Here is a 24,856-nt window from a genome sequence, read left to right as displayed (position 1 = left end):
GAGCTGGCTTGCCAGCGATAGCCATCTGCTCAGCGCTGCAAAAAAGCCTGATGCAACGCATTCAAAGTTTCAAAGTGATAAGCCGGCGATTCGGCGTTCAATTCCTCGAAGCTGCCAAACCCATAGCCCACCGCCGCCGCATCCAGGCCGTTGCTGCGGGCGCCGATCAGGTCGTGCTTGCGATCGCCGATCATCAGGGTCTGCACCGGGTCCAGGCGTTCTTCCTCAAGCAAGTGCGCAATCAACTCAACCTTGTTGGTCCGCGTGCCGTCCAGCTCGCTGCCGTAGATCACCTTGAAGTGGCGGGCGAAGTCGAAGTGCCGGGCGATCTCGCGGGCGAACACCCACGGTTTGGAGGTGGCGATGTACAACTGCCGCCCCTGCCCGCTCAAGGTTTCCAGCAACGGCGTGACCCCGTCGAACACCCGATTCTCGTAGAGCCCGGTGACCTTGAAGCGCTCGCGATAGAAATTCACCGCTTCCCAGGCCCTGGCCTCGTCGAAGTCGTAGAACTGCATGAACGCTTGCAGCAGCGGCGGGCCGATGAAGTGTTCCAGTTTGCTCAGGTCCGGTTCGTCGATGCCGAGATTGGCCAAGGCAAATTGAATTGAGCGGGTGATGCCCTCACGCGGGTCGGTCAGGGTGCCATCGAGGTCGAACAGTACGGTCTGGTAATGCATGAGAGTTCCTGAGCTGGTGTAGGGCAATTCAGAGCTGGTCGTAGCCTTCGGCCAGATGCAGGTCCTTGAGCTTGACGTAGTTCGCCGCGCTGTACGTAAAGAAGGCATTTTCCTTATCGGTCAGCGGGCGCACTTGCTTGACCGGGCTGCCGACATACAGGAAGCCGCTCTGCAGGCGCTTGCCCGGCGGCACCAGGCTGCCGGCGCCGATGATCACATCGTCTTCCACCACGGCACCGTCCATGACGATACTGCCCATGCCGATCAATACGCGGCTGCCAACGGTGCAGCCGTGCAGCATGACCTTGTGGGCGATGGTCACATCATCGCCGATCAGCAAGGGAAAACCGTCCGGGTTGAACGGGCCGGCGTGGGTGATGTGCAGCACACAGCCGTCCTGCACGCTGGTGCGCGCACCGATGCGGATGCGGTGCATGTCGCCACGGATCACCGTCAGCGGCCAGACCGAGCTGTCTGCGCCAATTTCGACGTCGCCGATCACCACCGCCGAACTGTCGACGAATGCGCCGTTGCTCAAGCGGGGGATGTGATTCTGATATTTGCGAAGGGACACGATTAGTTCTCTCTCTGTCGCCGATAGCTGCGGTGAGTGTCGATTGTAATTAAGATGGGCGCATGTTTCTTCCAGCCAAGGTGCCAACCGTGAGCGTGAACAACCCTCTTTTGCAGTCCTACGACCTGCCGCCGTTCTCCACGATCCGTGCCGAACACGTCCTGCCCGCCATCGAAACCATCCTCGCGGACAACCGCGCCGCCATCGCCGAGATCCTCAAGACCCAGGGCAAGAACCCGACCTGGGCCGGTCTGGTGCTGGCGATGGACGAACTCAACGATCGCCTCGGTGCGGCATGGAGCCCGGTCAGCCATCTTAACGCCGTGTGCAACAGCGCCGAATTGCGTGAAGCCTACGAGTCGTGCCTGCCGGCCCTGAGCGCCTACTCCACCGAAATGGGCCAGAACCGCGAACTGTTCCAGGCGTATGAAGCGCTGGCCAACAGTCCGGAAGCTGCCAGTTTCGACGTCGCGCAAAAAACCATTCTGGAACACGCCCTGCGCGATTTCCGTCTGTCGGGTATCGATCTGCCGGAAGCCGAGCAGAAACGTTACGCCGAAGTGCAGAGCAAGCTGTCCGAGCTCGGCAGCCGCTTCTCCAACCAATTGCTCGACGCCACTCAGGCGTGGACCAAACACATTACCGATGAAGCCGCCCTCGCCGGCCTGACCGATTCAGCCAAGGCGCAAATGGCTGCCGCCGCCCAGGCCAAAGGTCTGGATGGCTGGTTGATCACTCTGGAATTCCCCAGCTATTACGCGGTGATGACCTACGCGCAAGACCGCGCGCTGCGCGAAGAAGTCTACGCCGCCTATTGCACCCGTGCCTCGGATCAAGGCCCGAATGCCGGGCAGAACGACAACGGCCCGGTGATGGAAGAGATCCTCGACCTGCGCCAGGAACTGGCCCGACTGCTGGGCTTCGCCAGTTTCGCCGAGCTGAGCCTGGCGACGAAAATGGCCGAATCCAGCGATCAGGTGCTGAGCTTCCTGCGGGATCTGGCCCAGCGCAGCAAGCCGTTCGCCGCGCAGGATCTGCAACAGCTGCGCGCTTACGCTGCCGAACAGGGCTGCGCCGATCTGCAAAGCTGGGACAGTGGTTTCTACGGTGAAAAACTTCGCGAGCAGCGTTACAGCGTCGCCCAGGAAACCCTGCGTGCCTACTTCCCGATCGATAAGGTCCTGAGCGGTCTGTTCGCCATCGTCCAGCGTTTGTACGGCATCGAGATCGCCGAGCAGAAAGGCTTCGACACCTGGCATCCGGACGTCCGCCTGTTCGAGATCAAGGAAAACGGCCAGCACGTCGGCCGCTTCTTCTTCGACCTGTATGCCCGCGCCAACAAGCGTGGCGGCGCATGGATGGACGGCGCCCGCGACCGTCGTCGCACCGTCGACGGCGTGCTGCAAAGCCCGGTGGCCAATCTGGTGTGCAACTTCACCCCGGCCGACAGCGGCAAGCCTGCGCTGCTGACCCACGATGAAGTGACCACCCTGTTCCACGAGTTCGGCCACGGCCTGCATCACCTGCTGACCCGCGTCGAACACGCTGGCGTATCCGGCATCAACGGCGTGGCCTGGGACGCGGTCGAGCTGCCGAGCCAGTTCATGGAAAACTGGTGCTGGGAGCCGGAAGGCCTCGCGCTGATCTCCGGCCACTACGAGACCGGCGAGCCACTGCCGCAGGACCTGCTGGAAAAAATGCTCGCGGCGAAGAACTTCCAGTCCGGGCTGATGATGGTGCGTCAGCTGGAGTTTTCGCTGTTCGACTTCGAACTGCACGCCACCCACGGCGATGGCCGCAGCGTGGCCCAAGTGCTGGAGGGCGTGCGTGACGAGGTGTCGGTGATGCGTCCACCGGCGTACAACCGCTTCCCTAACAGCTTTGCGCACATTTTCGCCGGCGGTTACGCAGCCGGTTACTACAGCTACAAGTGGGCCGAAGTGTTGTCCGCCGACGCCTTCTCGAAATTCGAGGAGGACGGCGTGCTCAACGCTGAAACCGGTCGTGCGTTCCGCGAAGCGATTCTGGCGCGCGGCGGTTCCCAGGCACCGATGGTGCTGTTCGTCGACTTCCGGGGCCGTGAGCCGTCGATCGACGCGCTGCTTCGCCACAGCGGCCTGAGTGAGGACGCGGCAGCATGAGCGACGGCCCTGTGATCACCAAGAAGCGCTTTATCGCCGGGGCGGTCTGCCCGGCGTGCAGCGAGCCGGACAAGTTGATGATGTGGAACGAAGACGGCGTGCCGCACCGCGAATGCGTGGCCTGCGGTTACTCCGACACGCTCAACGAGCAAGGCCTGTCGGTGCCCAAAGAGCTGGGCACGCGGGTCAATACCAGCGCGCTGAAACCTGCCGCCGACAAAAAGGTTCAGGCGGTGCAGTTCTTCCCCAACCCCAAGTTGAAGAAAAAGTCCGACGAGCAACAATGACAACGACCGCTGCCTGCCGATCATCGTCGGCAGGTGGCGGTATCTATTCACCACCTTGCCTCTGCGCTTCCTGATTAGGCTGGCCAATCCAGCCCTCTCTCACGGAAGACGCCATGCCTGACACCAACCCACTCCTGCAACATTGGCAGTTGCCGCCCTGGGCGGCGATACGCGCCGAACATCTGCTGCCAGCAGTCGAGCGCATCGTTGCCGACAACCTGCTGATCATCGAAAACGTCATCGCCACTCAGGTCGATCATCCCAACTGGGACGACGTGGTAATTGCCATCGATGAAGCCGATGCGCGCCTGGATGAAACCATGGCGATCATCGAATTCCTCTCGATCAGTCATGCCGATGAGCCCCAGTGGTTGATGCAGGAAGCCCTGAGTACGCACGCCGCGCAGCGCTACAAGACTGCGAAGGCCGGCAATCGACAGTTGCTCCAGGTTTATCAACGATTGGCACAGAGCTCCATAGCCGCCAGCTTCAGTGATGCACGCAAAGCCTCGCTGGCGAAAATCCTGCGCCGGTTTCACTTGGCGGGAAGCCAATTGTCGAGTGCGCAGCGCAAGGATCTGGCGCGATTGAACGGCGAAATCGATCTGCTGGAAAAGCGCTTCATGAGTAACCTCAAATCGGTCAACGCTGCATGGAGCAAAGACATCGACGATGCCGCGCTATTGGCGGGACTGCCGGCCGAAACGCGGGCGCATCTGGCCACCAATGCCGACAAGGCCGGCCTGCCCGGGTGGCGGCTGACCCTGGATCAGAACACTTACCAACAGGTCATGAGGCGGGCACAACACCGCGCACTGCGCGAGGAGTACTTCAAAGCCTGGTGCACCCGCGCTTCGGATCAGGGGCCACACGCCGGTCGCTTCGATAACGGGCCGGTTTTGCAGACGCTGCTGGCCGCACGTCATGCCAAAGCCCGGCTCTTGGGTTTTGACAACTTTGCCCACCTGCGGCTGCACAACCGGATGGCCACCGGTACCGATCAGGTTGGTCGTTTTCTGCGCCAGCAGATCGCCCGCAACGCCGTGTCACTGGCGGGCGAGACCGATGATTTGCAGGCCTTGGCCCGCGAGCACGGGGTTGAACAGCTAGAAGCGTGGGATCACGATTTCCTCGCCGGGCAATTACGCCTGAAGCAGTCCGGCGGCACGGAGCAGGACCTGCGCGAGTTCTTCGCGCTGCAAGCCACACTGCACAGCCTCTGCCGCTTCAGCGAGCATATGTTCGGTATCAGCATCAGCGAAAATACCGTCCACGAGCGTTTCGCCGAAAATGTTCGCCTGTTCGAAATCAGCGAGCGTCAGCAACCGGTTGGTTACATCTACATCGACCCGTTCCACCGCGACGCGGGCAACGACTATGCCTGGACCGGTGTACTGCGCAATCGACGGATCACCGCCGAAGGCCGACCATTACTGCCGATTGCCTCGCTTCAATGCAATTACACGGCGGCCGCAAACGGGCAACCCTACCTGCTGGATCCGCAGGATCTGCGTGTTCTGCTGCACGAATTCGGCCATTGCCTGCATCATGTGCTGACGCGTTCGCCGCATTACAACCTGTCCGGCATTTCGCATCTGAGCCGCGACGCTGCCGAGTTTGTCGGGCAACTGTTCGAAAAATGGGCGTTATCCGGGCAATTCCTGCGCTGGCTGGGTACGCATCACCAGAGCGGTGAGCGTCTGTCCGAAGCGCAGGCCAATACCGCGTTTTCCGCCACAGGCATCCAGCGCAGCCGGGAGACGGCAATGCTGTTGCTGAACGCGCTGGTCGACTTCGAACTGCACCGCTGTCACGGTGACGGTCGCACTGTTCAGCAAGTAGTCGAGGATGTGCAAAATGAGTTCGCGCACCTGTCCATCCCGGCCTACTGCCGCTTCGCCAACAGCTGCGATTATCTGGTTACCGGTTATGAGGCTTCGCTGTACGCCTACAAATGGTCGGGTGTGCTGGCGAGCGAGGCGTTCAAGCGCTTCGAACGTGAAGGTCTGTTCAACGAACAGACGGGCCGCGACATGCGCGAACACCTGCTCTCGGGGGACAGGCAGGCACTGCCCGCCGCACTGCAAGCCTTTCTCGGAAAACCCATCGACAGCGCACTGTTTCCTGCGCCAGCCGATTGAACTGATCAACGCTGGACGTGCGCCGAGTCGAACCAGTTCTTCATCGAACACATGGCGAATGCACTGGTGCTGCATTCGCCATTGATCAGGGCTTCGTGCAACCGATCAACATCGGCCTGCATCACGTAGCGCACGCTGTCGTGGAAATGCTGACTGTCACCAAAACCGCCCTCGGTCATTTCCTTGAGCGCCTGCTCTTTGCTCCAGCCCTGCACCACCACCCGGTACATCGCCGCCATCAGACCGGTGCGGTCAGAACCGTGCTTGCAGTGCATGAGCACCGGGCCGTCGGCTTCGGCGGACTGAATCGCGCGCAGAGCCTTGAGCACATCGCTGTCGTCGACGTGGTTGGTGCGATACGGCAGTTGCACCTGCTTGATGCCCGGCGCGGAGAGCCAGTCGCTATCAGCGTCAGGCAGGAAGTTGATTACGGTGACGACATGCAGATCGTTCAACAGCGGCACCGCACTGCGGCTGGGCAAGGCGCTGCGATACAGCGTCGGTGACATGCGGAACAGGTTGAACTGCGCCTCAACCGGCTGTGCCCACTCGGCCGGGCGAGATGGCGTGGCGTCGGCCGCCCGGGCGGCAATGCCATGCAACAGTGCAACAAGCGAAAAACATAACGCGGGGAAAAAGCGCACTCGAGACATGCTGGGCTGACCGTTTCGGCAATCTTCATGGGAGGAATTGCAGCTTCGCTTTTGAGCGGTCAACGCGCCGTGAGCCGGCCGTCAAAGAAACGTGAATCGGCGCCGCGCCGGGCTTTTTTCCGTGCAAACGGTTTTTCTTGATGCTTAGCCTGCTACCATTTGTCACATGATGTTGCAGAGGGATCGGCTTTTACCCGACCGAACCCTGATCGTCGCAACGCAAAATTCCTCGAGCTGCTCGCAGAAGCGGCTGACTTCTATGCCTGATGAGGTGCCCCCCATGTCTGATCAAGATCGAGACAACCCGCGGCGTGAATTCTTGCGCAAATCCCTGACCCTGATTCCGGTGGTCACGCTTGCCGGTACCGGCCTGGGCAGCAGCGTGCTGCAAGCCGCACCTGAAAGTACACCGGCGCCGGCCGCAGCAAAACCTGCCGCTGTTGGCGCGGGTGATTATCAGCCGAGCTTTTTCACCGCTGAAGAATGGGCATTCATCAATGCCGCCGTCGACCAGTTGATCCCCAACGACGCACAAGGCCCCGGTGCCCTCGAAGCGGGCGTGCCGGAATACATCGACCGGCAGATGAACACCCCGTACGCCGCCGGTGCCCTGTGGTACATGCAAGGCCCGTTCAATGCCGACGCGGCACCGGAGATGGGCTGGCAGAGCAAACTGGTGCCCAAAGACATCTATCGCCTCGGCATCGCCGCCACGGATCAGTGGGTAAAAGGTCTGAGCGGTAAAACATTTGCCGAGCAAGACAGCGCTACCCGAGACGATTTGCTCAAGCAACTGGAAGCCGGCAAACCGCAGTTCGACGCGGTGCCGGCGAAGATTTTCTTCAATCTGCTGCTGCAAAACACCAAGGAAGGTTTCTTCTGCGACCCGATCCACGGTGGCAATAAAGGCATGGTCGGCTGGACCATGATCGGTTTCCCCGGCGCCCGCGCCGATTTCATGGATTGGGTGGAACGCAACGAGCAATACCCCTTCCCGGCAGTGTCGATTCGCGGCGAGAGGGCGTAAGCATGGCAACGGTAATGAAGAAGGTTGATGCAGTCATCGTCGGTTTCGGCTGGACGGGCGCGATCATGGCCAAGGAGCTCACCGAGGCGGGCCTCAACGTGCTGGCGCTGGAGCGCGGGCCGATGCAGGACACCTACCCCGACGGCAACTATCCACAGGTGATCGACGAACTCACCTACAGCGTGCGCAAGAAACTCTTTCAGGACATCTCCAAAGAGACGGTGACCATTCGCCACAGCGTCAACGACATCGCCCTGCCCAACCGCCAGTTGGGCGCGTTTTTGCCGGGTAACGGCGTCGGCGGCGCCGGTCTGCACTGGTCGGGCGTGCACTTTCGTGTCGACCCGATCGAGTTGCGCATGCGCAGCCACTATGAAGAACGCTACGGCAAAAGCTTCATCCCCAAAGACATGACCATTCAGGATTTCGGCGTCAGCTATGAAGAGCTGGAACCGTTTTTCGACTTCGCGGAAAAAGTCTTCGGCACCTCCGGCCAGGCCTGGACGGTGAAGGGCCAACTGGTCGGTCAGGGCAAGGGCGGCAACCCATACGCGGCGGATCGTTCCAACCCGTTCCCGCTTGAAGCGCAGAAGAACACCGTATCCGCACAGCTGTTCGGCAAGGCGGCTACAGAAGTCGGTTACAAACCCTACAACCTGCCTTCCGCCAATACTTCCGGGCCGTACACCAATCCCTACGGCGCACAGATGGGGCCGTGCAATTTCTGCGGGTTCTGCAGCGGCTACGTCTGCTACATGTATTCCAAAGCCTCGCCGAACGTGAACATTCTGCCGGCGCTCAAGCCCCTGCCGAATTTCGAGCTGCGGCCCAACTCCCATGTGCTGCGGGTCAATCTCGACAGCACGAAAAGCAAAGCCACCGGCGTCACCTACATCGATGGCCAGGGCCGCGAGATCGAGCAGCCGGCGGATTTGGTGATCCTCGGCGCATTCCAGTTGCACAACGTGCGTCTGATGCTGCTGTCCGGGATCGGCAAACCGTACGACCCGATCAGCGGCGAAGGCGTGGTCGGGCGTAACTTCGCCTACCAGAACATGGCCACCATCAAGGCGTTCTTCGACAAGGACACCCACACCAACAACTTCATCGGCGCTGGCGGCAACGGCGTGGCGGTGGACGATTTCAACGCCGACAACTTCGACCACGGCCCGCACGGCTTCGTCGGCGGTTCGCCGATGTGGGTCAACCAGGCTGGCAGTCGACCGATTGCCGGCACCTCGAACCCGCCGGGCACACCGGCCTGGGGCAGCGCATGGAAACGCGCCACCGCCGATTACTACACCCACCAGGTGTCGATGGACGCCCACGGCGCGCATCAATCCTACCGTGGCAACTACCTCGATCTCGATCCGGTGTACCGCGATGCCTACGGCCTGCCGCTGCTGCGCATGACATTCGACTGGCAGGAAAACGACATCAAGATGAACCGCTTCATGGTCGAGAAAATGGGCAAGATCGCCCAAGCCATGGGCCCGAAAGCCATTGCAGTGATCGGCAAGCAGGTCGGCGATCACTTCAACACCGCCTCGTACCAGACCACCCACCTCAACGGTGGCGCGATCATGGGCACCGATCCGAAGACCAGCGCCCTGAACCGCTATTTGCAGAGCTGGGACGTGCACAACGTATTCGTCCCGGGCGCCTCGGCGTTCCCGCAGGGCCTGGGCTACAACCCGACCGGGCTGGTGGCGGCGCTGACCTACTGGTCGGCAAAAGCGATCCGCGAGCAATACCTGAAAAACCCCGGCCCGCTGGTGCAGGCTTAAGGAGCGATGACCATGAAAACCCTCGTTATCGCCACCGTCGCCCTGCTCGGCAGCACTGCAATTTATGCGGCCGATGTTGATCAAAATCTGATCAAGCAAGGCGAATACCTTGCCCGCGCCGGCGACTGCGTGGCCTGCCACACGGCCAAGGGCGGCAAGCCGTTCGCCGGCGGTCTGCCGATGGAGACGCCGATCGGCACGATCTACTCGACCAACATCACCCCGGACAAGACCGGTCTGGGCGACTACAGCTTCGAAGACTTCGATCAGGCCGTGCGCCACGGTGTGGCCAAAAACGGCAGCACGTTGTACCCGGCGATGCCTTATCCGTCCTACGCGCGGGTCAACCAGGCCGACATGCAAGCGCTGTATGCGTATTTCATGCACGGCGTCGAACCGGTGGCGCAGGAGAACAAGGCCAGCGACATTCCCTGGCCGTTGAGCATGCGCTGGCCGCTGATGGGCTGGCGCTGGCTGTTTGCGCCGAAGGTCGAGGATTACAAGGCCACATCGGCCGATCCGGTGATCGATCGTGGCGCATACCTGGTCGAAGGCCTCGGCCACTGCGGCGCCTGTCACACCCCTCGTGCGCTGACCATGCAGGAAAAATCCCTGAGCGCGGCGGACGGCAGCGAATTCCTCGCCGGCAGTGCACCGCTGGAAGGCTGGATCGCCAAGAGCCTGCGCGGCGATCACAAGGATGGCCTCGGCAGCTGGAGCGAAGAACAACTGGTGCAGTTCCTCAAGACCGGGCGCAGCGATCGCAGCGCAGTGTTCGGCGGTATGAGTGATGTGGTCACCCACAGCATGCAGTACATGAGCGACGCCGACCTCACCGCGATTGCCCGTTATCTCAAATCACTGCCGGCCAATGACCCGGCGGATCAGCCGCATCAGTACGACGAGAAAGTGGCCAAAGCGCTGTGGAACGGCGACGACAGCCAACGCGGCGCGTCGGTGTACATCGACAACTGCGCAGCCTGCCACCGTACCGATGGCCAGGGCTACACCCGGGTGTTCCCGGCGCTGGCGGGCAATCCGGTGCTGCAGACGGATGACCCGACATCGCTGATCCACATCGTGCTCAAGGGCGGGACTTTGCCGGCAACGCACACCGCGCCATCGACCTTCACCATGCCCGGTTTCGCCTGGCGCCTGTCGGATCAGGAAGTGGCGGATGTGGTGAGTTTCATTCGTGGCAGCTGGGGCAACAAGGGTGCGCCAGTGAAAGCTGCCGATGTTGCCGAGTTGCGTACGGAGGATATGAAGCAGACCTCCGGTGACGATCTTGGGCAGCTCACCTCGCATAACTGAGCGAAATGTGTCGACAGACCGCTGGCACGACATGACTTCGCATGTTGAGTCAGCGGTGTTCATCGTGTCGATTTCAGACCTCTGAACTGCACAAACGCATCCGCCAACTGCAAGTACAGTCTCTTGTCATGGTTATCGATATCGCCATCCCCGTCGCTATCGATAACCTCTTCGGAAAGCAGGTCATAGCGATCGTTTGCCTGCGATGAAGAGGCAAATAGCGCGTAGTCGTAGTCCATCATTTCGGTGGCGTTATCGCCATAATGATAAAAAACAACCTCGGGACTTCCGTCGCGTTCCATGTCTGTAATTTCAAGCAAAATTCTGATTGGCATCACATTCAATCCATTCCGGTTGGCAAGACGTTATTAGTCATGAGGCTTTAACCTAAGACGGCGCTTGCAACCACGTCTACTGTCATATCTGACAGGGTGTATGTGCACACAGTTGTGGGAACGTCGGTTACGATCAGAGAAAGCCCTGAATGCTGTTCCTCTCCGCGAACATAGCGGACATGAACAACCACAACTGACCACTCGCCCGACGGCACTAGCCAGATGAGGATCGCCCCGATACTGTGCGCATATACAGTATCGGGGCGTTTTCATGTCTACTCCATTGCCACCTCGCGGTCGCGGCACCGCAACCAACCCGCACAACCGCTTTGCGCCCAGTCGTTCGGTGGCCGAGGACGATGGCTGGTATCAGGAAGTGCCAGAGACGCAAAACACCGAAGTGATCATCGAGAAGGCCAAATCGATCATCAGCCGCAACACCTCGCCGGATCTGCCCTTCGACCGTTCGCTCAATCCCTATCGCGGCTGCGAACACGGCTGCATCTATTGCTACGCACGGCCCAGCCACGCCTATTGGGACATGTCGCCGGGCCTGGATTTCGAAACCCGGCTGATTGCCAAGACCAATGCCGCCCAGGTCCTCGAGGAACAGCTGAGCAAACCCGGCTATCAATGTGCGCCGATCAATCTCGGCTCCAATACCGACCCGTATCAGCCCATCGAGCGCGAATACAAAATCACCCGTCAGACCCTGGAAGTGCTGCTGCGTTACCGGCATCCGGTAACCATTGTCACCAAAGGTTCGCTGATTCTGCGCGATCTCGATTTGCTGACCGAGTTGGCGCAGCAACGGCTGGTGTCGGTGATGATCAGCTTGACCACGCTGGATGATGAACTCAAACGCATCCTCGAACCGCGCGCCGCAGCGCCCAAGGCACGCCTGCGCGCGATCCGGGTCATGCGCGAAGCAGGCATTCCAGTAGGCGTGCTGTGTTCGCCGATGATTCCGATGATCAATGACAGTGAGATCGAAAGCCTGCTCACCGAGGCCCACGCCGCCGGTGCGCAAAGCGCTGCCTACATGATGCTGCGCCTGCCGCTGGAAGTCGCGCCGCTGTTCGAGGAGTGGTTGCAGGCGCACTATCCGCAACGTGCCGCCCATGTGCTGAGCCTGATCCGCCAGAGTCGCGGCGGCGAACTCTACGACAGCCGTTTCGGTGCGCGCATGCGCGGTGAAGGACCGTTTGCAGACCTGCTCGCACAAAGATTTGCCAAGGCCATCAAAAAGCTTGGCCTGAACAAACGCGAGGGCTATAACCTCGACTGCTCGGCCTTCTGTCCGCCGGGTCGCCAGATGTCGTTGATTTAGCGACAATTGGCTTTGGGTTGACGGGTTGGAATCCTTCCGCCGAAACACGCCAGTCACGTTTTTTGTGACCTGGAACACACGTTCTAGAGCGTTTGATTCAGTTTCAGTTAAGTTTCGGCGGCTACCTTGTTCATCGAGTGACTGACGGGTCGGGATGACCCGGATGGTTTAAACAGCCACTGGCTTCATACCGGAATACCGGGGAAGACTCCCTGAATCCGCACAAGAGGATGAATCATGAGTGACAAGGATAAACAGTCGTTGGCTGCCTCGGCGCAAAGCCCTGAAGCACAATCCGCCGATGCAGCACTGCGACAGATCGTTGATGGCTTTTTACGCTTTCACCATGACGTTTTTCCGCAGCAGGAAGAATTGTTCAAGAAGCTCGCCACCGCTCAGGCGCCCAAGGCGATGTTCATCACTTGCGCCGACTCGCGCATCGTTCCCGAGCTGATCACCCAGAGCTCGCCGGGCGATCTGTTCGTTACCCGTAACGTCGGCAACGTGGTGCCGCCCTACGGTCAGATGAACGGCGGCGTCTCCACCGCGATCGAATACGCGGTACTGGCGCTGGGCGTGCAGCACATCATCATTTGCGGCCACTCCGATTGCGGCGCCATGCGCGCGGTACTCAACCCCGACAGCCTGGAAAAAATGCCGACGGTCAAAGCCTGGCTGCGCCACGCTGAAGTCGCAAAAACCATGGTGCACGACAACTGCAACTGCACCGACGAAAAAGACAGCATGCCGATCCTCACCGAGGAAAACGTCATCGCCCAACTGCAGCACTTGCGTACCCATCCTTCGGTAGCCTCGCGCATGGCGAACGGTCATCTGTTCATCCATGGCTGGGTCTACAACATCGAAACCAGCGAAATCAAAGCTTACGACGCGGACCAGGGTCGTTTCCTGCCTCTCGACGGCAGCCATCCGATTCCTGTGGCGACGCCCAAAGCGCGCTTCTAAATCTTCCCAACAATCTGTGTGGTATGACGCCGGCCGCTGATTCAGCGGTCCGGCCTCGCCACGCCTGAAGAAAACTTCGGGAGAATCGCCATGCGTGCGGCTCAATTGAAAGCTGTGTTGCCACGGGAGCTGCTCGCTTCCGTGGTTGTGTTTCTGGTCGCCCTGCCGCTGTGCATGGGCATCGCGATTGCGTCAGGGCTGCCGCCGGCAAAAGGTCTGATCACCGGCATTATCGGCGGTCTGGTGGTCGGTTGGCTGGCGGGGTCGCCGTTGCAGGTCAGCGGTCCGGCGGCGGGTCTGGCAGTGCTGGTTTTCGAGCTGGTGCGCCAGCATGGCGTCGAGATGCTCGGACCGATCCTGCTGCTCGCCGGTTTTCTGCAACTGGTCGCCGGGCGACTGAAGCTTGGCTGCTGGTTTCGGGTCACGGCGCCAGCGGTGGTCTACGGCATGCTCGCGGGCATTGGCGTGTTGATTGTGCTCTCGCAAATCCATGTGATGCTCGATGCCAAGCCGCAGCCTTCCGGGCTGGACAACCTCACGGCGTTCCCGGCGGCCGTGGCGCAGGCCTTGCCATCGTTGGGCTGGCAGGCGGGTCTGCTCGGCTTGTCGACGATTGCGGTGATGTGGCTGTGGGAAAAATTCCGTCCGCATTCGCTGCGCTTCATTCCCGGCGCATTGCTCGGTGTGGGTCTGGCGACGGTGGCGAGCCTGATGCTGGCGTTGCAGGTCAAGCGCGTTGAGGTACCGGCGAACCTGGCCGAAGCGATCGATTGGCTCAAGCCGGCCGACCTGATGAATCTGGCCGACCCGACACTGCTGGTTGCCGCGTTCGCCGTGGCGTTTATCGCCAGTGCCGAAACCCTGCTGTCCGCTGCGGCGGTGGATCGCATGCACAGCGGCGTGCGTTCGGACTTCGATCGTGAACTGTCGGCGCAAGGTGTCGGCAACATGCTCTGCGGTCTGGTCGGCGCGCTGCCGATGACCGGAGTGATCGTGCGCAGTTCGGCCAACGTCCAGGCCGGTGCGACCACACGCTACTCGACGATTTTCCATGGCCTATGGCTGCTGGCATTCGTGCTGTTGCTGTCGAGCGTGCTGCAAAGCATTCCGGTGGCGAGTCTGGCGGGTGTGCTGGTGTATACCGGCTTCAAGCTGGTCGACCTGAAAGCCTTCCGTGGTCTGGGTCGATACGGGCGGATGCCGATGTTCACCTACGCCGCTACAGCGTTGGCGATCATCTTCACTGACCTGCTCACCGGTGTGCTGATCGGCTTCGGTCTGACCATGTTGAAGCTGGCATTCAAGGCTTCGCGCCTGAAGATCAGCCTGATCGACTTGCCGCAGGACGGCGAGATGGAACTGCGTCTGGTTGGTGCAGCGACGTTCCTCAAAGTGCCGGCGCTGACTCAAGTGCTGGGCAGCATTCCCCACGGTACGACGGTACATGTGCCGCTGAACAACCTCAGCTACATCGACCACTCGTGTCTGGAGTTGCTTGAGGAATGGGGCCGGGCGAATGCGGCGAAGGGGTCGAAGCTGTTGATCGAATCGCGTGGGTTGAAGCGACGGCTTGAGGGGCGGGTGCGGACCAATACCGGGATTGGTGCGGCTGGCTAGATCTTCCTGCCTGAGCACAAACCCTGTGGGAGCGAGCCTGCTCGCGAAAGCGGTGTATCAGCCAACAGAGATGTTGAATGATCGACCGCATTCGCGAGCAGGCTCGCTCCCACATTGCATCTATGGTGTATGAGGGTTACGCAGCAGGCTGATCCAGCTCAAGCCCCACACCCAACCGGCGGCTCATGCACGGCCAGCGTTTCCACGCCGCGCCAGTGTCCGGGCTGCTGAGTTTTTCGCGGTAGGCTTCTACCGACTCCAAAGCAAAACTCTCTTCGTTGAGCATCTCGTCGATCGCGTGATGCACCGCTTCGTCCAGTTGGTTGGCGAATTCCTCACCGATCAATTGGTGAGCAATCAGGTTGGCGACCGTCATGTCCAAGGGGATCAATGGCTGGCCGAAATGCTTGATGTACAGGTCGTTGACCTCTTCGACAAAACGGTGTGCCAGATAGGCCTCGTCGAGCAGGCTGTCCAGGCCGACGTGCCCAGCCATGATCGCCGGCGGCTGGAGGAAATACTGCTCGGCGATCTTCAGCACCGGTTTGATCTGCGATTCGATTCCCGCTTCCCTGGCGACTTCATTGGCTGCATCCAGCAGGTCTGGTACTTCATCGATGTAGGCGGCGACAAAACGTGTCAGAACGCCCTGGGCGTCGGCTTCCGGCAACTGGATCGCCGGGTGCAGGTGAGGCAGCTTGCTTTCCAGCTGACGGGTCAGCAGGCCGGTGTCTTTTTCGTGCTGTTGGGCTTGTTGGATCTGCTCGCGCAATGCGGCGGTGTTCATGAAAACTCCAGGAAACAAGGCAATGAAATAGGGAAGACATAACTTAGCTGGCTTACGAAAAACGCTAAGACGCATTTGTCATAATTATTTCATCCTTGATGCAGCTGCGTTATATCCATTCGCCACCACTTGTCTGCATCCTTCTCCATTCGGGCACTTGAACGCAAGCGCCGGGTGTTTCAGCTCATTTACGTGCCCGGGTTGCAAATCCCGGGCGCTGTCTATACTCGCCAATGAATGGAGTTAGCTGATGACGCCCGACTGCACCCGCAGCAAGGCCCGGCGATTCAAGTTCGTAGTCTGATGCAGCCGCTCCCTTGCCGCAGGCGATACGCCGGCGGGATAACAAGAACGATAAGGGGAACCCGCAATGATGCGACATCCACATGTCTGGATGGGCCTCCTGTTGTGGTCGATTTTCAGCCCGGCCAACGCGGCATGGACTGTGAATATGGCGCCTGGAGCGACTGAAATCAGTCACGCAGTATTCGACCTGCACATGACCATTTTCTGGATCTGTGTGGTGATCGGGATCATCGTCTTCGGCGCCATGTTCTGGTCGATGATGGTGCACCGCCGCTCTACCGGCCAGGTCGCGGCCAAATTCCACGAAAGCACCGGCGTCGAGATCATGTGGACCATCGTGCCGCTGCTGATCCTGGTGGCCATGGCCGTCCCTGCCACCGCGACGCTGATCAAGATGTACGACACCAGCGAGCCGGACATCGATATCCAGATCACCGGTTATCAGTGGAAGTGGCACTACAAATACCTGGGCCAGGACGTCGAGTTCTTCAGCAACCTGGCCACCCCCGCCGAGCAGATCCACAACAAGGAAGCCAAGGGCGAGCATTACTTGCTCGAAGTCGACAAGCCGCTGGTGCTGCCGATCGGCGCCAAGGTGCGCTTTCTGGTGACCTCGGCTGACGTCATTCACTCATGGTGGGTGCCGGCGTTTGCGGTCAAGCGCGATGCGATTCCCGGGTTCGTCAATGAGGCCTGGACGCGCATCGACAAGCCTGGCCTCTACCGTGGCCAGTGCGCCGAATTGTGCGGCAAGGACCACGGCTTCATGCCGATCGTGGTCGAGGTCAAGGAACAGGCCGACTACGAAAAATGGCTCGCCGAGCGCAAGGCCGAGGCCGCGCAGCTCAAAGAACTGACCAGCAAGGAATGGACCCTCGACGAGCTCAAGGAGCGCGGTGACAAGGTCTATCACACCACTTGCGTGGCCTGTCACCAAGCCGAAGGCCAGGGCCTGCCGCCGATGTTCCCGGCACTCAAGGGCTCGAAAATCGCCACCGGGCCGATCAAGGATCACCTGAGCATCGTCTACCACGGCAAACCGGGCACCGCCATGGCGGCGTTCGGCAAACAGCTGTCGGAAGTCGATATCGCAGCGGTCGTGACTTACGAACGTAACGCCTGGGGCAACAACAAGGGCGACATGGTCACGCCAAAAGAAGTGCTGGAGCTGAAACAGGCGGAAAGCAAATGAGCCGGTCAATTGCGTATTCAGTGAACCGGTCGGGGCAGCGCGCCCTGGCCTGCCCCGTCCACTTTCGTGAAGGAGACCGGCCATGAGCGCTGTCATCGATGACCACGGTCACGCCGACCACGCCCACGGCCCCGCCAAAGGCCTGATGCGCTGGGTGCTGACCACCAACCACAAGGACATCGGCACGCTGTACCTGTGGTTTGCCTTCTGCATGTTCCTGCTCGGCGGCTCGTTCGCCATGGTCATTCGCGCCGAGCTGTTCCAGCCCGGCCTGCAGATCGTGCAGCCGGAATTCTTCAACCAGATGACCACCATGCACGGTCTGGTCATGGTGTTCGGTGCGGTGATGCCGGCATTCGTCGGTCTCGCCAACTGGATGATTCCGCTGATGGTCGGCGCGCCCGACATGGCCCTGCCACGGATGAACAACTTCAGTTTCTGGCTGTTGCCGGCAGCGTTTCTGCTGCTGGTCTCGACGCTGTTCACCCCCGGTGGCGGGCCGAATTTCGGCTGGACGTTCTACGCGCCGCTGTCGACGACTTATGCACCGGAAAGCGTGACGTTCTTCATCTTCGCCATCCACTTGATGGGCATCAGTTCGATCATGGGCGCGATCAACGTAGTCGCGACCATCCTCAACCTGCGCGCACCCGGCATGACCCTGATGAAAATGCCGCTGTTCGTGTGGACCTGGCTGATCACCGCGTTTCTGCTGATCGCAGTGATGCCGGTGCTCGCTGGCTGCGTGACGATGATGCTCATGGACATCCACTTCGGCACCAGTTTCTTCAGTGCTGCCGGCGGCGGTGACCCGGTGCTGTTCCAGCATGTGTTCTGGTTCTTCGGCCACCCCGAGGTGTACATCATGATCCTGCCGGCGTTCGGCGCGGTCAGCCAGATCATCCCGACCTTCGCGCGCAAACCGCTGTTCGGCTACACCTCGATGGTCTACGCCACGGCGAGCATCGCGTTCCTGTCGTTCATCGTCTGGGCGCACCACATGTTCGTGGTCGGCATCCCGCTGGTGGGCGAGTTGTTCTTCATGTACGCGACCATGCTGATCGCCGTGCCTACGGGTGTGAAAGTGTTCAACTGGGCCAGCACCATGTGGCAGGGCTCGATGACCTTCGAGACGCCGATGCTGTTTGCCGTGGCGTTCGTCATCCTGTTCTCGATCGGTGGTTTTTCCGGGCTGATGCTGGCAATCGCCCCGGCGGACTTCCAGTACCAGGACACCTACTTCGTTGTCGCGCACTTCCACTACGTGCTGGTGCCCGGGGCGATCTTCGGCATCTTCGCCTCGGCCTATTACTGGCTGCCGAAGTGGACCGGGCACATGTACGACGAAACCCTCGGCAAGCTGCATTTCTGGCTGTCGTTCGTGGGCATGAACCTGACCTTTTTCCCGATGCACTTCGTCGGCCTTGCGGGGATGCCGCGACGGATTCCGGATTACAACTTGCAGTTCGCCGATTTCAACATGGTCTCGTCGATCGGCGCGTTCATGTTTGGCGCCACGCAGATCTTCTTCCTGTTCATCGTCATCAAGACCATCCGTGGCGGCGCACCGGCCCCGGCCAAACCGTGGGACGGCGCCGAAGGGCTGGAGTGGAGCGTGCCGTCGCCGGCGCCGTATCACACCTTCACCACGCCGCCGGAAGTGAAATGAACACCTCCTGTTTTTTGCAATGTGTGCAGAGGCACAGATCCCCAGTGGATGCTCACAGATCTTCTGTGGATGTACACAGATCCCCTCACCACAGCATCACCGGCCACCAGGGAACACGAGGGAGGCATGAACCATGGCTGACTCGATCTCGCTGAAGAAACTCGTCACCCGTCTGCTGCTGGTGGTGGTGGCGATGTTCGTCTTCGGTTTCGCCCTGGTGCCGATCTACGACGTGATGTGCAAAGCCTTCGGCATCAACGGCAAGACCGGCGGCCAGTATGCAGGCGAGCAAGTGGTCGACACGTCGCGCCAGGTGCGCGTGCAGTTTCTCTCGACCAACACCGCCGACATGCCGTGGGACTTTTACCCGAAACACGACGAGCTGACCGCCAACCCTGGGGCGGTCAACGAAATGGTGTTCATCGCACGCAATCCCACCGACAAACCGATGAGTGCGCAAGCGGTGCCGAGTATTGCGCCGAGCAACGCCGCGGCGTTTTTTCACAAGACCGAATGCTTTTGTTTTACCCAGCAGGTGCTGCAGCCCGGTGAACAGATCGAAATGCCGGTGCGTTTCATCGTTGACCGCGACATGCCCAAGGAAGTGAAGCACCTGACGCTGTCCTACACGCTGTTCGATATCACCGCCCGACATCCGCCGGTGGCTGTTAACACTGGCGGTTGAGCGTGGCCGATAAGGAGAACAATAAATGGCAACTCATGAGCATTATTACGTCCCGGCCCAGAGCAAATGGCCGATCATCGCCACGCTCGGGATGTTCGTCACCGTGTACGGCCTGGCCACCTGGTTCAACGATCTCAAGGCCGCACGCCCGGATTCCCACGGCCCGCTGATCTTTTTCGTCGGCGGCCTGCTGCTGGCGTACATGTTGTTCGGCTGGTTCGGTGCGGTGATCAAGGAAAGTCGTGCGGGGTTGTACAGCCCACAACTGGACCGTTCGTTCCGCTGGGGCATGAGCTGGTTTATCTTTTCCGAGGTGATGTTTTTCGTCGCCTTCTTCGGCGCGCTGTTCTATGTGCGCCATGTGTCCGGGCCGGCGCTGGGCGGTGAGGGGCCGAAAGGCATCGCGCACATGCTCTGGCCGAACTTCGAATTTGTCTGGCCGCTGCTGCACACACCTGATCCGAAACTGTTCCCGCCGCCAAAAGAAGTCATCAGCCCGTGGGGCCTGCCGCTGCTCAACACGATCCTGCTGGTCAGCTCCAGCGTGACCATCACCATCGCCCACCATGCGCTGAAGAAAGGCCATCGCGGCGCACTGAAACTGTGGCTGGCGATCACCGTACTGCTGGGCATCGCGTTCCTCGGTTTCCAGGCCGAGGAATACATCCACGCCTATAAAGAGCTGGGGCTGACCCTCGGCTCGGGCATCTACGGCGCGACGTTCTTCATGCTCACCGGATTCCACGGCGCCCACGTGACCATCGGCACCATCATCCTGTTCGTGATGCTGATGCGGATCATGAAGGGCCACTTCGACAACGAGCACCAGTTCGGTTTCGAGGCGGCGAGCTGGTACTGGCACTTCGTCGATGTGGTGTGGATCGGTTTGTTCTTCTTCGTTTACGTCCTCTGACTGCTGGCGCTACCAGGGCGCATGGGACACCAACTGGCCGCTGTAGAAACCCCAGGCCATCAGGCCGACGGTGCCCACGGCCAGTGCCACCCGAACACTCAAGGCGATGACCAGGCGATTGGAGCTGCTGTCGTCCTTGACCAGGAAAAACAGGCCGCTGAACAGGCTGACGACCGTGGCAATCAGCATCAGGACGATCGCTGCTTTGAACATGGCAAGACTCCGGGGGACAGGCGATGCAATTGAGTATAGCGATCGCGATGACTGACTTTATGGCGCGCCCATGAAGCGCTTTAGCCCGGGCGTGATTCCCACTGTCGTGGTGGCGCTGTTGCTGCCGCTGATGGTTGCGCTGGGCTTCTGGCAACTGGGCCGGGGCGCGGAGAAAACCGCGCTGCTGGCCAGTTATGCCGAACGTCGCGTGGCCGAACCGCTGGCCAGCAGTGAACTGCTCGGCAACGCCGACCCGGCTTACCGCCGCGTGCGCCTGCACGGCCAGTTCGACCCCGCCCATACCCTGTTGCTCGACAACCGCCAGCGTGGCGGCAAGGTCGGCGTTGAATTGCTGCAACCGTTTCAGGATCAACGCAGCGGTCTGTGGCTGCTGGTCAATCGCGGCTGGCTGCCTTGGCCCGACCGGCGTGTGCCGCCGCAATTTACAACACCCGCCGAGACGCTGACGCTCGACGCCTGGGTCTACGTCGCTCCCGGCGCGACGTTCCAGTTGCACGCCGATCCGGCCAGCAATGTCTGGCCGCAAACCATTACCGCCGTCGAGCCGGGCAAATTGTGGCGAACCCTGGAGCGCGACGGCTTCGCCTACGAATTACGCGCCGAACCCGGCCCGGTCAGCTATCAGACCGATTGGCCGGTAGTCGCGATGGGGCCGGAAAAACACCTCGGCTACGCCGTGCAATGGTTCGCCATGGCCACGGCCCTGCTTGGGCTCTACCTCTATTTCGGCTGGCACCACGCAAAGGAGAAACGCCATGGGAAGCGCCATGAATCCACCCAGCATGTCTGAGGCCAAACCTGCCCCCAGCCGCCGGCGCGGGCGCATTCAGTTGTTGCTGATCGTGCTTGGCGTGGTCGGGCCGATGCTGCTCGCCACCGGCATGTACAAATTGCAGTTCTGGGTGCCGGAAGGACGCAGCTATCACGGCGAGCTGATCGGCAACGGCCAGACCCGCGCCGACCTCGGCGTGCAGGCCGACGAGCAGCGCTGGCAGATTCTGGTCACGGCGCCGAAGGATTGCGCCGTCGATTGCCAGCAACTGGTTTATCTGGCGCGGCAGATCCAGATCAGCCTCGGCCGCGAAGCCGGCCGCGCCAGCCACGCCCTCGCCGCCGCGCAACCACTGAGCGCCGATTACGCCGCCAAACTCGATCGCGAATATCCACAGTTGCAGCGCTATCCGCTGGATGCCGGCGTGTTCGCCAGGACCACCGGCGACAAAGCCGTGCCGCAGCTGTGGATCGTCGACCCGCACGGCAATCTGGTGCTGCGTTACGAGCCGAATGTGAAGGGCAAGGATCTGCTTAACGACCTGCGGCATCTGCTGAAACTGTCGAACATCGGATGAGGGCATCGTCATGGCCAAACCTGGATTTCGCCTCGCGCTGTTTGCCACCCTGCTGGCACTGATTGTGGTGTTGCTCGGCGCCTATACGCGCCTGACCCATGCCGGCCTCGGCTGCCCGGACTGGCCAGGCTGCTACGGCTTTATCAGCGTGCCGAAAAGCGAGGCGCAACTGGCCCATGCCGAACTGCACTTCCCTGACGCGCCAGTGGAGGCGCACAAGGGCTGGAACGAGATGATTCACCGCTACTTCGCCGGCACCCTCGGTTTGCTGATTTCAGTGCTGGCCGGGCGCGCCTGGGTCAACCGGCGCCATCCGGGCCAGCCGGTGAAACTGCCGCTGTTTCTGCTGGCGGTGGTCATCGCCCAAGCGGCGTTCGGTATGTGGACGGTGACGCTCAAGCTCTGGCCGCAAGTGGTCACCGGGCACTTGCTCGGCGGCTTTGCCACGTTGAGTCTGCTGTTCCTGCTGACGCTGAGGTTGTCCGGCGTGCTGCCGGCGCTGACGGTACCCAAGCGCCTGCAATACTGGGCGACGGCGGGCCTGCTGCTGGTGATCGGCCAGATCGCTTTGGGCGGCTGGGTCAGTTCCAACTATGCAGCGGTGGCCTGCATCGACTTCCCCACCTGCCATGGTCAATGGCTGCCGCCGGCGGACTTCGCCAATGGTTTCCACCTGACCCAGCACATCGGCCCGAATTATCTCGGCGGGCAACTCGATAGCGATGCACGCACGGCGATTCACCTGACTCACCGCATCGGCGCTTTGCTAGTGACGGTCGTACTGCTCGGTCTGGCCTGGCAGTTGAAAGCGGTAGGCATGACCCGATTGGCCGGATTGCTGCTGATCGCCCTTGCGGCGCAGATCACCCTCGGCATCAGCAACGTGCTGTTTCATCTGCCGCTGCCGGTGGCCGTCGCCCATAACGCTGGCGGTGCGGCGCTGTTGCTGACGCTGGTACTGGTCAATTACCACGCCCGCACCAGCCTGCTGCGGGTGAGCCAACCGGTGCTGGCGCGCTGGCGCTTGAGTGCGCACAAACCTGCCGTTGCGCCCATCGCATTGAAAGGAGAAACGCCATGGCGAGTCTGATCGGCGAGCGTGCGGCGCAAGCGCTGTGGCGCGATTATCTGGAGCTGACCAAACCGAAAGTCGTGGTGCTGATGCTGATCACCTCGCTGGTCGGCATGTTCCTCGCCACCCGCGCGGGCGTACCGTGGACAGTGCTGGTGTTTGGCAATCTGGGCATTGCGTTGTGTGCCGGCGGTGCGGCGGCGGTCAATCATGTGGTCGATCGGCGCATCGATGCGGTAATGGCGCGCACGCACAAACGTCCCTTGGCCGAAGGCCGGGTTTCACCTGCGGCGGCGCTGACCTTCGCCTTGGTGCTGGCGCTGCTCGGTCAGGCGCTGCTGCTGACCTTCACCAATCAGCTGACCGCTTGGCTGACCCTCGCTTCACTACTCGGTTACGCGGTGGTCTACACCGGTTTCCTCAAACGCGCGACGCCGCAGAACATCGTCATCGGCGGCCTCGCTGGCGCGGCGCCACCGCTGCTCGGCTGGACCGCCGCCACCGGCCATGTCAGCGCCGAACCGCTGTTGCTGGTGCTGATCATCTTCGCCTGGACCCCGCCGCATTTCTGGGCGCTGGCGATTCATCGCAAGGAGGAATACGCCAAGGCCGACATTCCGATGCTGCCGGTGACCCATGGCGAGCACTACACCAAAGTGCACATTCTGCTCTACACATTTGCGTTGCTGGCGGTGAGTCTGCTGCCGTACGTGATTCACATGAGCGGCGTGCTGTATCTGGTCTGCGCGCTGGCGTTGGGCGCGAGGTTTCTGCAATGGGCCGTGGTGCTGTACCGTGGCAGTCGGCCGCACGCGGCGATCAACACCTTCAAGTACTCTATCTGGTACTTGTTCCTGTTGTTCATCGCCCTGCTCGTAGACCACTACTTACTGTTGAACCTATGACCCGAACCCAGAAAACCGTCTTCATCCTCGTCGCCGTGATCGCGCTGATCCTCGGGCTTACCGTGAATAAAGTGCTGAACGGCAAAGGCCAGGGCGACCCGACTGCGCTGATCGACGCCGGCATTATCCTGCTGCCGCAGAGTCGCAACCTGCCGGACGTGACCATGACCGATCAGGACGGCAAACCGGTTGCCATCGACGAGTTGAAAGGCAAGTGGAGTCTGTTGTTCTTCGGCTACACCTTCTGCCCGGACATCTGCCCGACCACCCTGGCGCAACTGCGACAGATCAAGAGTGAATTGCCGAAAGAGGCTGTGGATAAATTGCAGATCGTGCTGGTCAGCGTTGACCCCAACCGCGATACGCCGAAGCAGTTGAAACAGTATCTGGGCTACTTCGATCCGCAGTTCATTGGCCTGACGCCGACATCGATCGAACAGCTGCAGAAGGTGGCGAATGCGGTGAGCATTCCGTTCATTCCGGCTGATACCAGCAAGCCGAATTACACGGTGGACCATAGCGGCAATCTGGCGGTGATCGGGCCGGATGGTACGCAGCGTGGGTTTATTCGGGCGCCGTTGAATAACACCAAACTGGTGGCGCAATTGCCGGTGATGCTCAACCGCAAATAAACGCAGAAAGCGAAAAGCCCCTCACCCTAACCCACTCCCAGAGGGAGAGGGGACTGATTGGGGGATGCTGAAGCAATACGCCGTGTAAGCGCTGTGCTGAATCCATAATCGACTGGATCTTTCAGGTCGATGCATAGCGCCAGACACCTCGGTCGGCCCCCTCTACCTCTGGGAGAGGGCTGGGGTGAGGGGCAGCTTCAAAGCAGGTCCAAAGCCAGACACCAGACACAAAAAAGGGGACGCCATTGGCGTCCCCTTTT

At 60.7% G+C, this 24,856-nt stretch carries 24 protein-coding genes; 18 read left to right on the top strand and 6 right to left on the bottom strand.

What is annotated here, in order from left to right:
• Positions 1 to 29: 29 nt before the first annotated feature.
• Together AB4N85_RS22280 and AB4N85_RS22275 are read right to left on the bottom strand one after the other, a co-directional pair.
• The gene (locus AB4N85_RS22280; RefSeq protein ID WP_252868557.1) at positions 30 to 680 is read right to left on the bottom strand and encodes an HAD family hydrolase; all 651 of its coding nucleotides are present in this window, start codon (positions 678 to 680) and stop codon (positions 30 to 32) included.
• Between the two features lie 28 nt (positions 681 to 708).
• Positions 709 to 1,254, bottom strand: coding sequence for a gamma carbonic anhydrase family protein (locus AB4N85_RS22275; protein ID WP_460065887.1), 546 nt, complete (start codon positions 1,252 to 1,254; stop codon positions 709 to 711).
• A gap of 89 nt (positions 1,255 to 1,343) precedes the next feature.
• Between AB4N85_RS22275 and prlC the strand changes: the two genes are divergently transcribed.
• The 3 genes from prlC (at position 1,344) to AB4N85_RS22260 (ending at position 5,823) form a co-directional block, all read left to right on the top strand.
• Positions 1,344 to 3,395 carry an oligopeptidase A gene (prlC, locus tag AB4N85_RS22270; RefSeq protein WP_095182345.1) on the top strand — a complete coding sequence of 684 codons (2,052 nt, stop codon included), beginning with the start codon at positions 1,344 to 1,346 and terminating at the stop codon, positions 3,393 to 3,395.
• Positions 3,392 to 3,682, top strand: coding sequence for a YheV family putative zinc ribbon protein (locus AB4N85_RS22265; RefSeq protein WP_056791282.1), 291 nt, complete (start codon positions 3,392 to 3,394; stop codon positions 3,680 to 3,682). The genes prlC and AB4N85_RS22265 overlap by 4 nt, the downstream gene beginning before the upstream one ends.
• Positions 3,683 to 3,795: 113 nt before the next feature.
• A complete protein-coding gene (locus AB4N85_RS22260; protein ID WP_460065884.1) occupies positions 3,796 to 5,823 on the top strand; it encodes a M3 family metallopeptidase in 2,028 nt (675 codons plus the stop codon).
• A gap of 5 nt (positions 5,824 to 5,828) precedes the next feature.
• On the opposite strand, the gene AB4N85_RS22255 is transcribed toward AB4N85_RS22260, so the two are convergent.
• The gene (locus AB4N85_RS22255; protein ID WP_056791274.1) at positions 5,829 to 6,476 is read right to left on the bottom strand and encodes a phosphatase domain-containing protein; all 648 of its coding nucleotides are present in this window, start codon (positions 6,474 to 6,476) and stop codon (positions 5,829 to 5,831) included.
• A gap of 280 nt (positions 6,477 to 6,756) precedes the next feature.
• Between AB4N85_RS22255 and AB4N85_RS22250 the strand changes: the two genes are divergently transcribed.
• From AB4N85_RS22250 to AB4N85_RS22240, 3 genes are read left to right on the top strand one after another with little or no spacing between them, the layout of a single operon-like run.
• Entirely contained in the window at positions 6,757 to 7,503 is a 747-nt protein-coding gene (locus AB4N85_RS22250; protein ID WP_460065880.1) for a gluconate 2-dehydrogenase subunit 3 family protein, read from the top strand.
• Positions 7,504 to 7,505: 2 nt separating this feature from the next.
• Positions 7,506 to 9,290 carry a GMC family oxidoreductase gene (locus tag AB4N85_RS22245; protein WP_041476464.1) on the top strand — a complete coding sequence of 595 codons (1,785 nt, stop codon included), beginning with the start codon at positions 7,506 to 7,508 and terminating at the stop codon, positions 9,288 to 9,290.
• A gap of 12 nt (positions 9,291 to 9,302) precedes the next feature.
• On the top strand, positions 9,303 to 10,604 hold the full coding sequence (locus AB4N85_RS22240) for a c-type cytochrome (RefSeq protein WP_460065877.1): 1,302 nt from the start codon (positions 9,303 to 9,305) through the stop codon (positions 10,602 to 10,604).
• A gap of 59 nt (positions 10,605 to 10,663) precedes the next feature.
• Here the strand turns inward: AB4N85_RS22240 and AB4N85_RS22235 are convergent, their stop codons facing one another.
• The gene (locus tag AB4N85_RS22235; RefSeq protein WP_252868552.1) at positions 10,664 to 10,939 is read right to left on the bottom strand and encodes a hypothetical protein; all 276 of its coding nucleotides are present in this window, start codon (positions 10,937 to 10,939) and stop codon (positions 10,664 to 10,666) included.
• Positions 10,940 to 11,210: 271 nt separating this feature from the next.
• On the opposite strand from AB4N85_RS22235, the gene AB4N85_RS22230 reads away from it, so the two are divergent.
• The 3 genes from AB4N85_RS22230 to AB4N85_RS22220 all read left to right on the top strand — a co-directional run bounded on the left by AB4N85_RS22230 (position 11,211) and on the right by AB4N85_RS22220 (position 14,852).
• On the top strand, positions 11,211 to 12,269 hold the full coding sequence (locus tag AB4N85_RS22230; RefSeq protein ID WP_136493272.1) for a PA0069 family radical SAM protein: 1,059 nt from the start codon (positions 11,211 to 11,213) through the stop codon (positions 12,267 to 12,269).
• Positions 12,270 to 12,506: 237 nt separating this feature from the next.
• Positions 12,507 to 13,235 (top strand): carbonic anhydrase, encoded by a 729-nt coding sequence (locus AB4N85_RS22225; RefSeq protein WP_016772323.1) that lies wholly within the window; start codon positions 12,507 to 12,509, stop codon positions 13,233 to 13,235.
• A 90-nt stretch (positions 13,236 to 13,325) separates the two neighbouring features.
• Complete coding sequence (locus AB4N85_RS22220; protein WP_375122941.1) at positions 13,326 to 14,852, top strand: SulP family inorganic anion transporter; 1,527 nt, start codon at positions 13,326 to 13,328, stop codon at positions 14,850 to 14,852.
• A gap of 136 nt (positions 14,853 to 14,988) precedes the next feature.
• Here AB4N85_RS22220 and AB4N85_RS22215 read toward each other — a convergent pair whose 3' ends face one another.
• Entirely contained in the window at positions 14,989 to 15,639 is a 651-nt protein-coding gene (locus AB4N85_RS22215) for a hypothetical protein (RefSeq protein ID WP_041476468.1), read from the bottom strand.
• A gap of 370 nt (positions 15,640 to 16,009) precedes the next feature.
• On the opposite strand from AB4N85_RS22215, the gene coxB reads away from it, so the two are divergent.
• The 4 genes from coxB (at position 16,010) to AB4N85_RS22195 (ending at position 20,404) form a co-directional block, all read left to right on the top strand.
• Positions 16,010 to 17,137 carry a cytochrome c oxidase subunit II gene (coxB, locus tag AB4N85_RS22210; RefSeq protein ID WP_016772326.1) on the top strand — a complete coding sequence of 376 codons (1,128 nt, stop codon included), beginning with the start codon at positions 16,010 to 16,012 and terminating at the stop codon, positions 17,135 to 17,137.
• Positions 17,138 to 17,219: 82 nt separating this feature from the next.
• The gene (gene ctaD / locus AB4N85_RS22205) at positions 17,220 to 18,806 is read left to right on the top strand and encodes a cytochrome c oxidase subunit I (protein ID WP_016772327.1); all 1,587 of its coding nucleotides are present in this window, start codon (positions 17,220 to 17,222) and stop codon (positions 18,804 to 18,806) included.
• Positions 18,807 to 18,939: 133 nt separating this feature from the next.
• Positions 18,940 to 19,491 carry a cytochrome c oxidase assembly protein gene (locus AB4N85_RS22200; protein WP_016772328.1) on the top strand — a complete coding sequence of 184 codons (552 nt, stop codon included), beginning with the start codon at positions 18,940 to 18,942 and terminating at the stop codon, positions 19,489 to 19,491.
• 25 nt (positions 19,492 to 19,516) lie between these two features.
• A complete protein-coding gene (locus tag AB4N85_RS22195) occupies positions 19,517 to 20,404 on the top strand; it encodes a cytochrome c oxidase subunit 3 (protein WP_252868548.1) in 888 nt (295 codons plus the stop codon).
• Between the two features lie 9 nt (positions 20,405 to 20,413).
• Here the strand turns inward: AB4N85_RS22195 and AB4N85_RS22190 are convergent, their stop codons facing one another.
• Positions 20,414 to 20,617, bottom strand: coding sequence for a twin transmembrane helix small protein (locus AB4N85_RS22190; protein ID WP_056791257.1), 204 nt, complete (start codon positions 20,615 to 20,617; stop codon positions 20,414 to 20,416).
• 70 nt (positions 20,618 to 20,687) lie between these two features.
• Here AB4N85_RS22190 and AB4N85_RS22185 point away from each other — a divergent pair, with 70 nt between their 5' ends.
• Genes AB4N85_RS22185 through AB4N85_RS22165 form a run of 5 tightly spaced genes read left to right on the top strand, consistent with a single transcriptional unit; the run spans position 20,688 to position 24,596 of the window.
• Positions 20,688 to 21,428: an SURF1 family protein gene (locus AB4N85_RS22185; RefSeq protein ID WP_252868547.1), complete on the top strand. Its 741-nt coding sequence runs from the start codon at positions 20,688 to 20,690 to the stop codon at positions 21,426 to 21,428.
• Positions 21,394 to 21,987, top strand: coding sequence for a hypothetical protein (locus tag AB4N85_RS22180; protein ID WP_150637313.1), 594 nt, complete (start codon positions 21,394 to 21,396; stop codon positions 21,985 to 21,987). The genes AB4N85_RS22185 and AB4N85_RS22180 overlap by 35 nt, the downstream gene beginning before the upstream one ends.
• 10 nt (positions 21,988 to 21,997) lie before the next feature.
• Positions 21,998 to 23,077 carry a COX15/CtaA family protein gene (locus tag AB4N85_RS22175; RefSeq protein ID WP_039757117.1) on the top strand — a complete coding sequence of 360 codons (1,080 nt, stop codon included), beginning with the start codon at positions 21,998 to 22,000 and terminating at the stop codon, positions 23,075 to 23,077.
• Entirely contained in the window at positions 23,065 to 23,964 is a 900-nt protein-coding gene (gene cyoE, locus AB4N85_RS22170; protein ID WP_252868546.1) for a heme o synthase, read from the top strand. The genes AB4N85_RS22175 and cyoE overlap by 13 nt, the downstream gene beginning before the upstream one ends.
• Positions 23,961 to 24,596, top strand: coding sequence for an SCO family protein (locus AB4N85_RS22165; protein WP_252868545.1), 636 nt, complete (start codon positions 23,961 to 23,963; stop codon positions 24,594 to 24,596). The genes cyoE and AB4N85_RS22165 overlap by 4 nt, the downstream gene beginning before the upstream one ends.
• Positions 24,597 to 24,856 lie beyond the last annotated feature (260 nt).

The organism is Pseudomonas sp. H1_G08 (assembly GCF_054681355.1).
The sequence above is the reverse complement of the archived record's forward strand: the minus strand, read 5'-3'. Positions and strand labels throughout refer to the sequence as shown.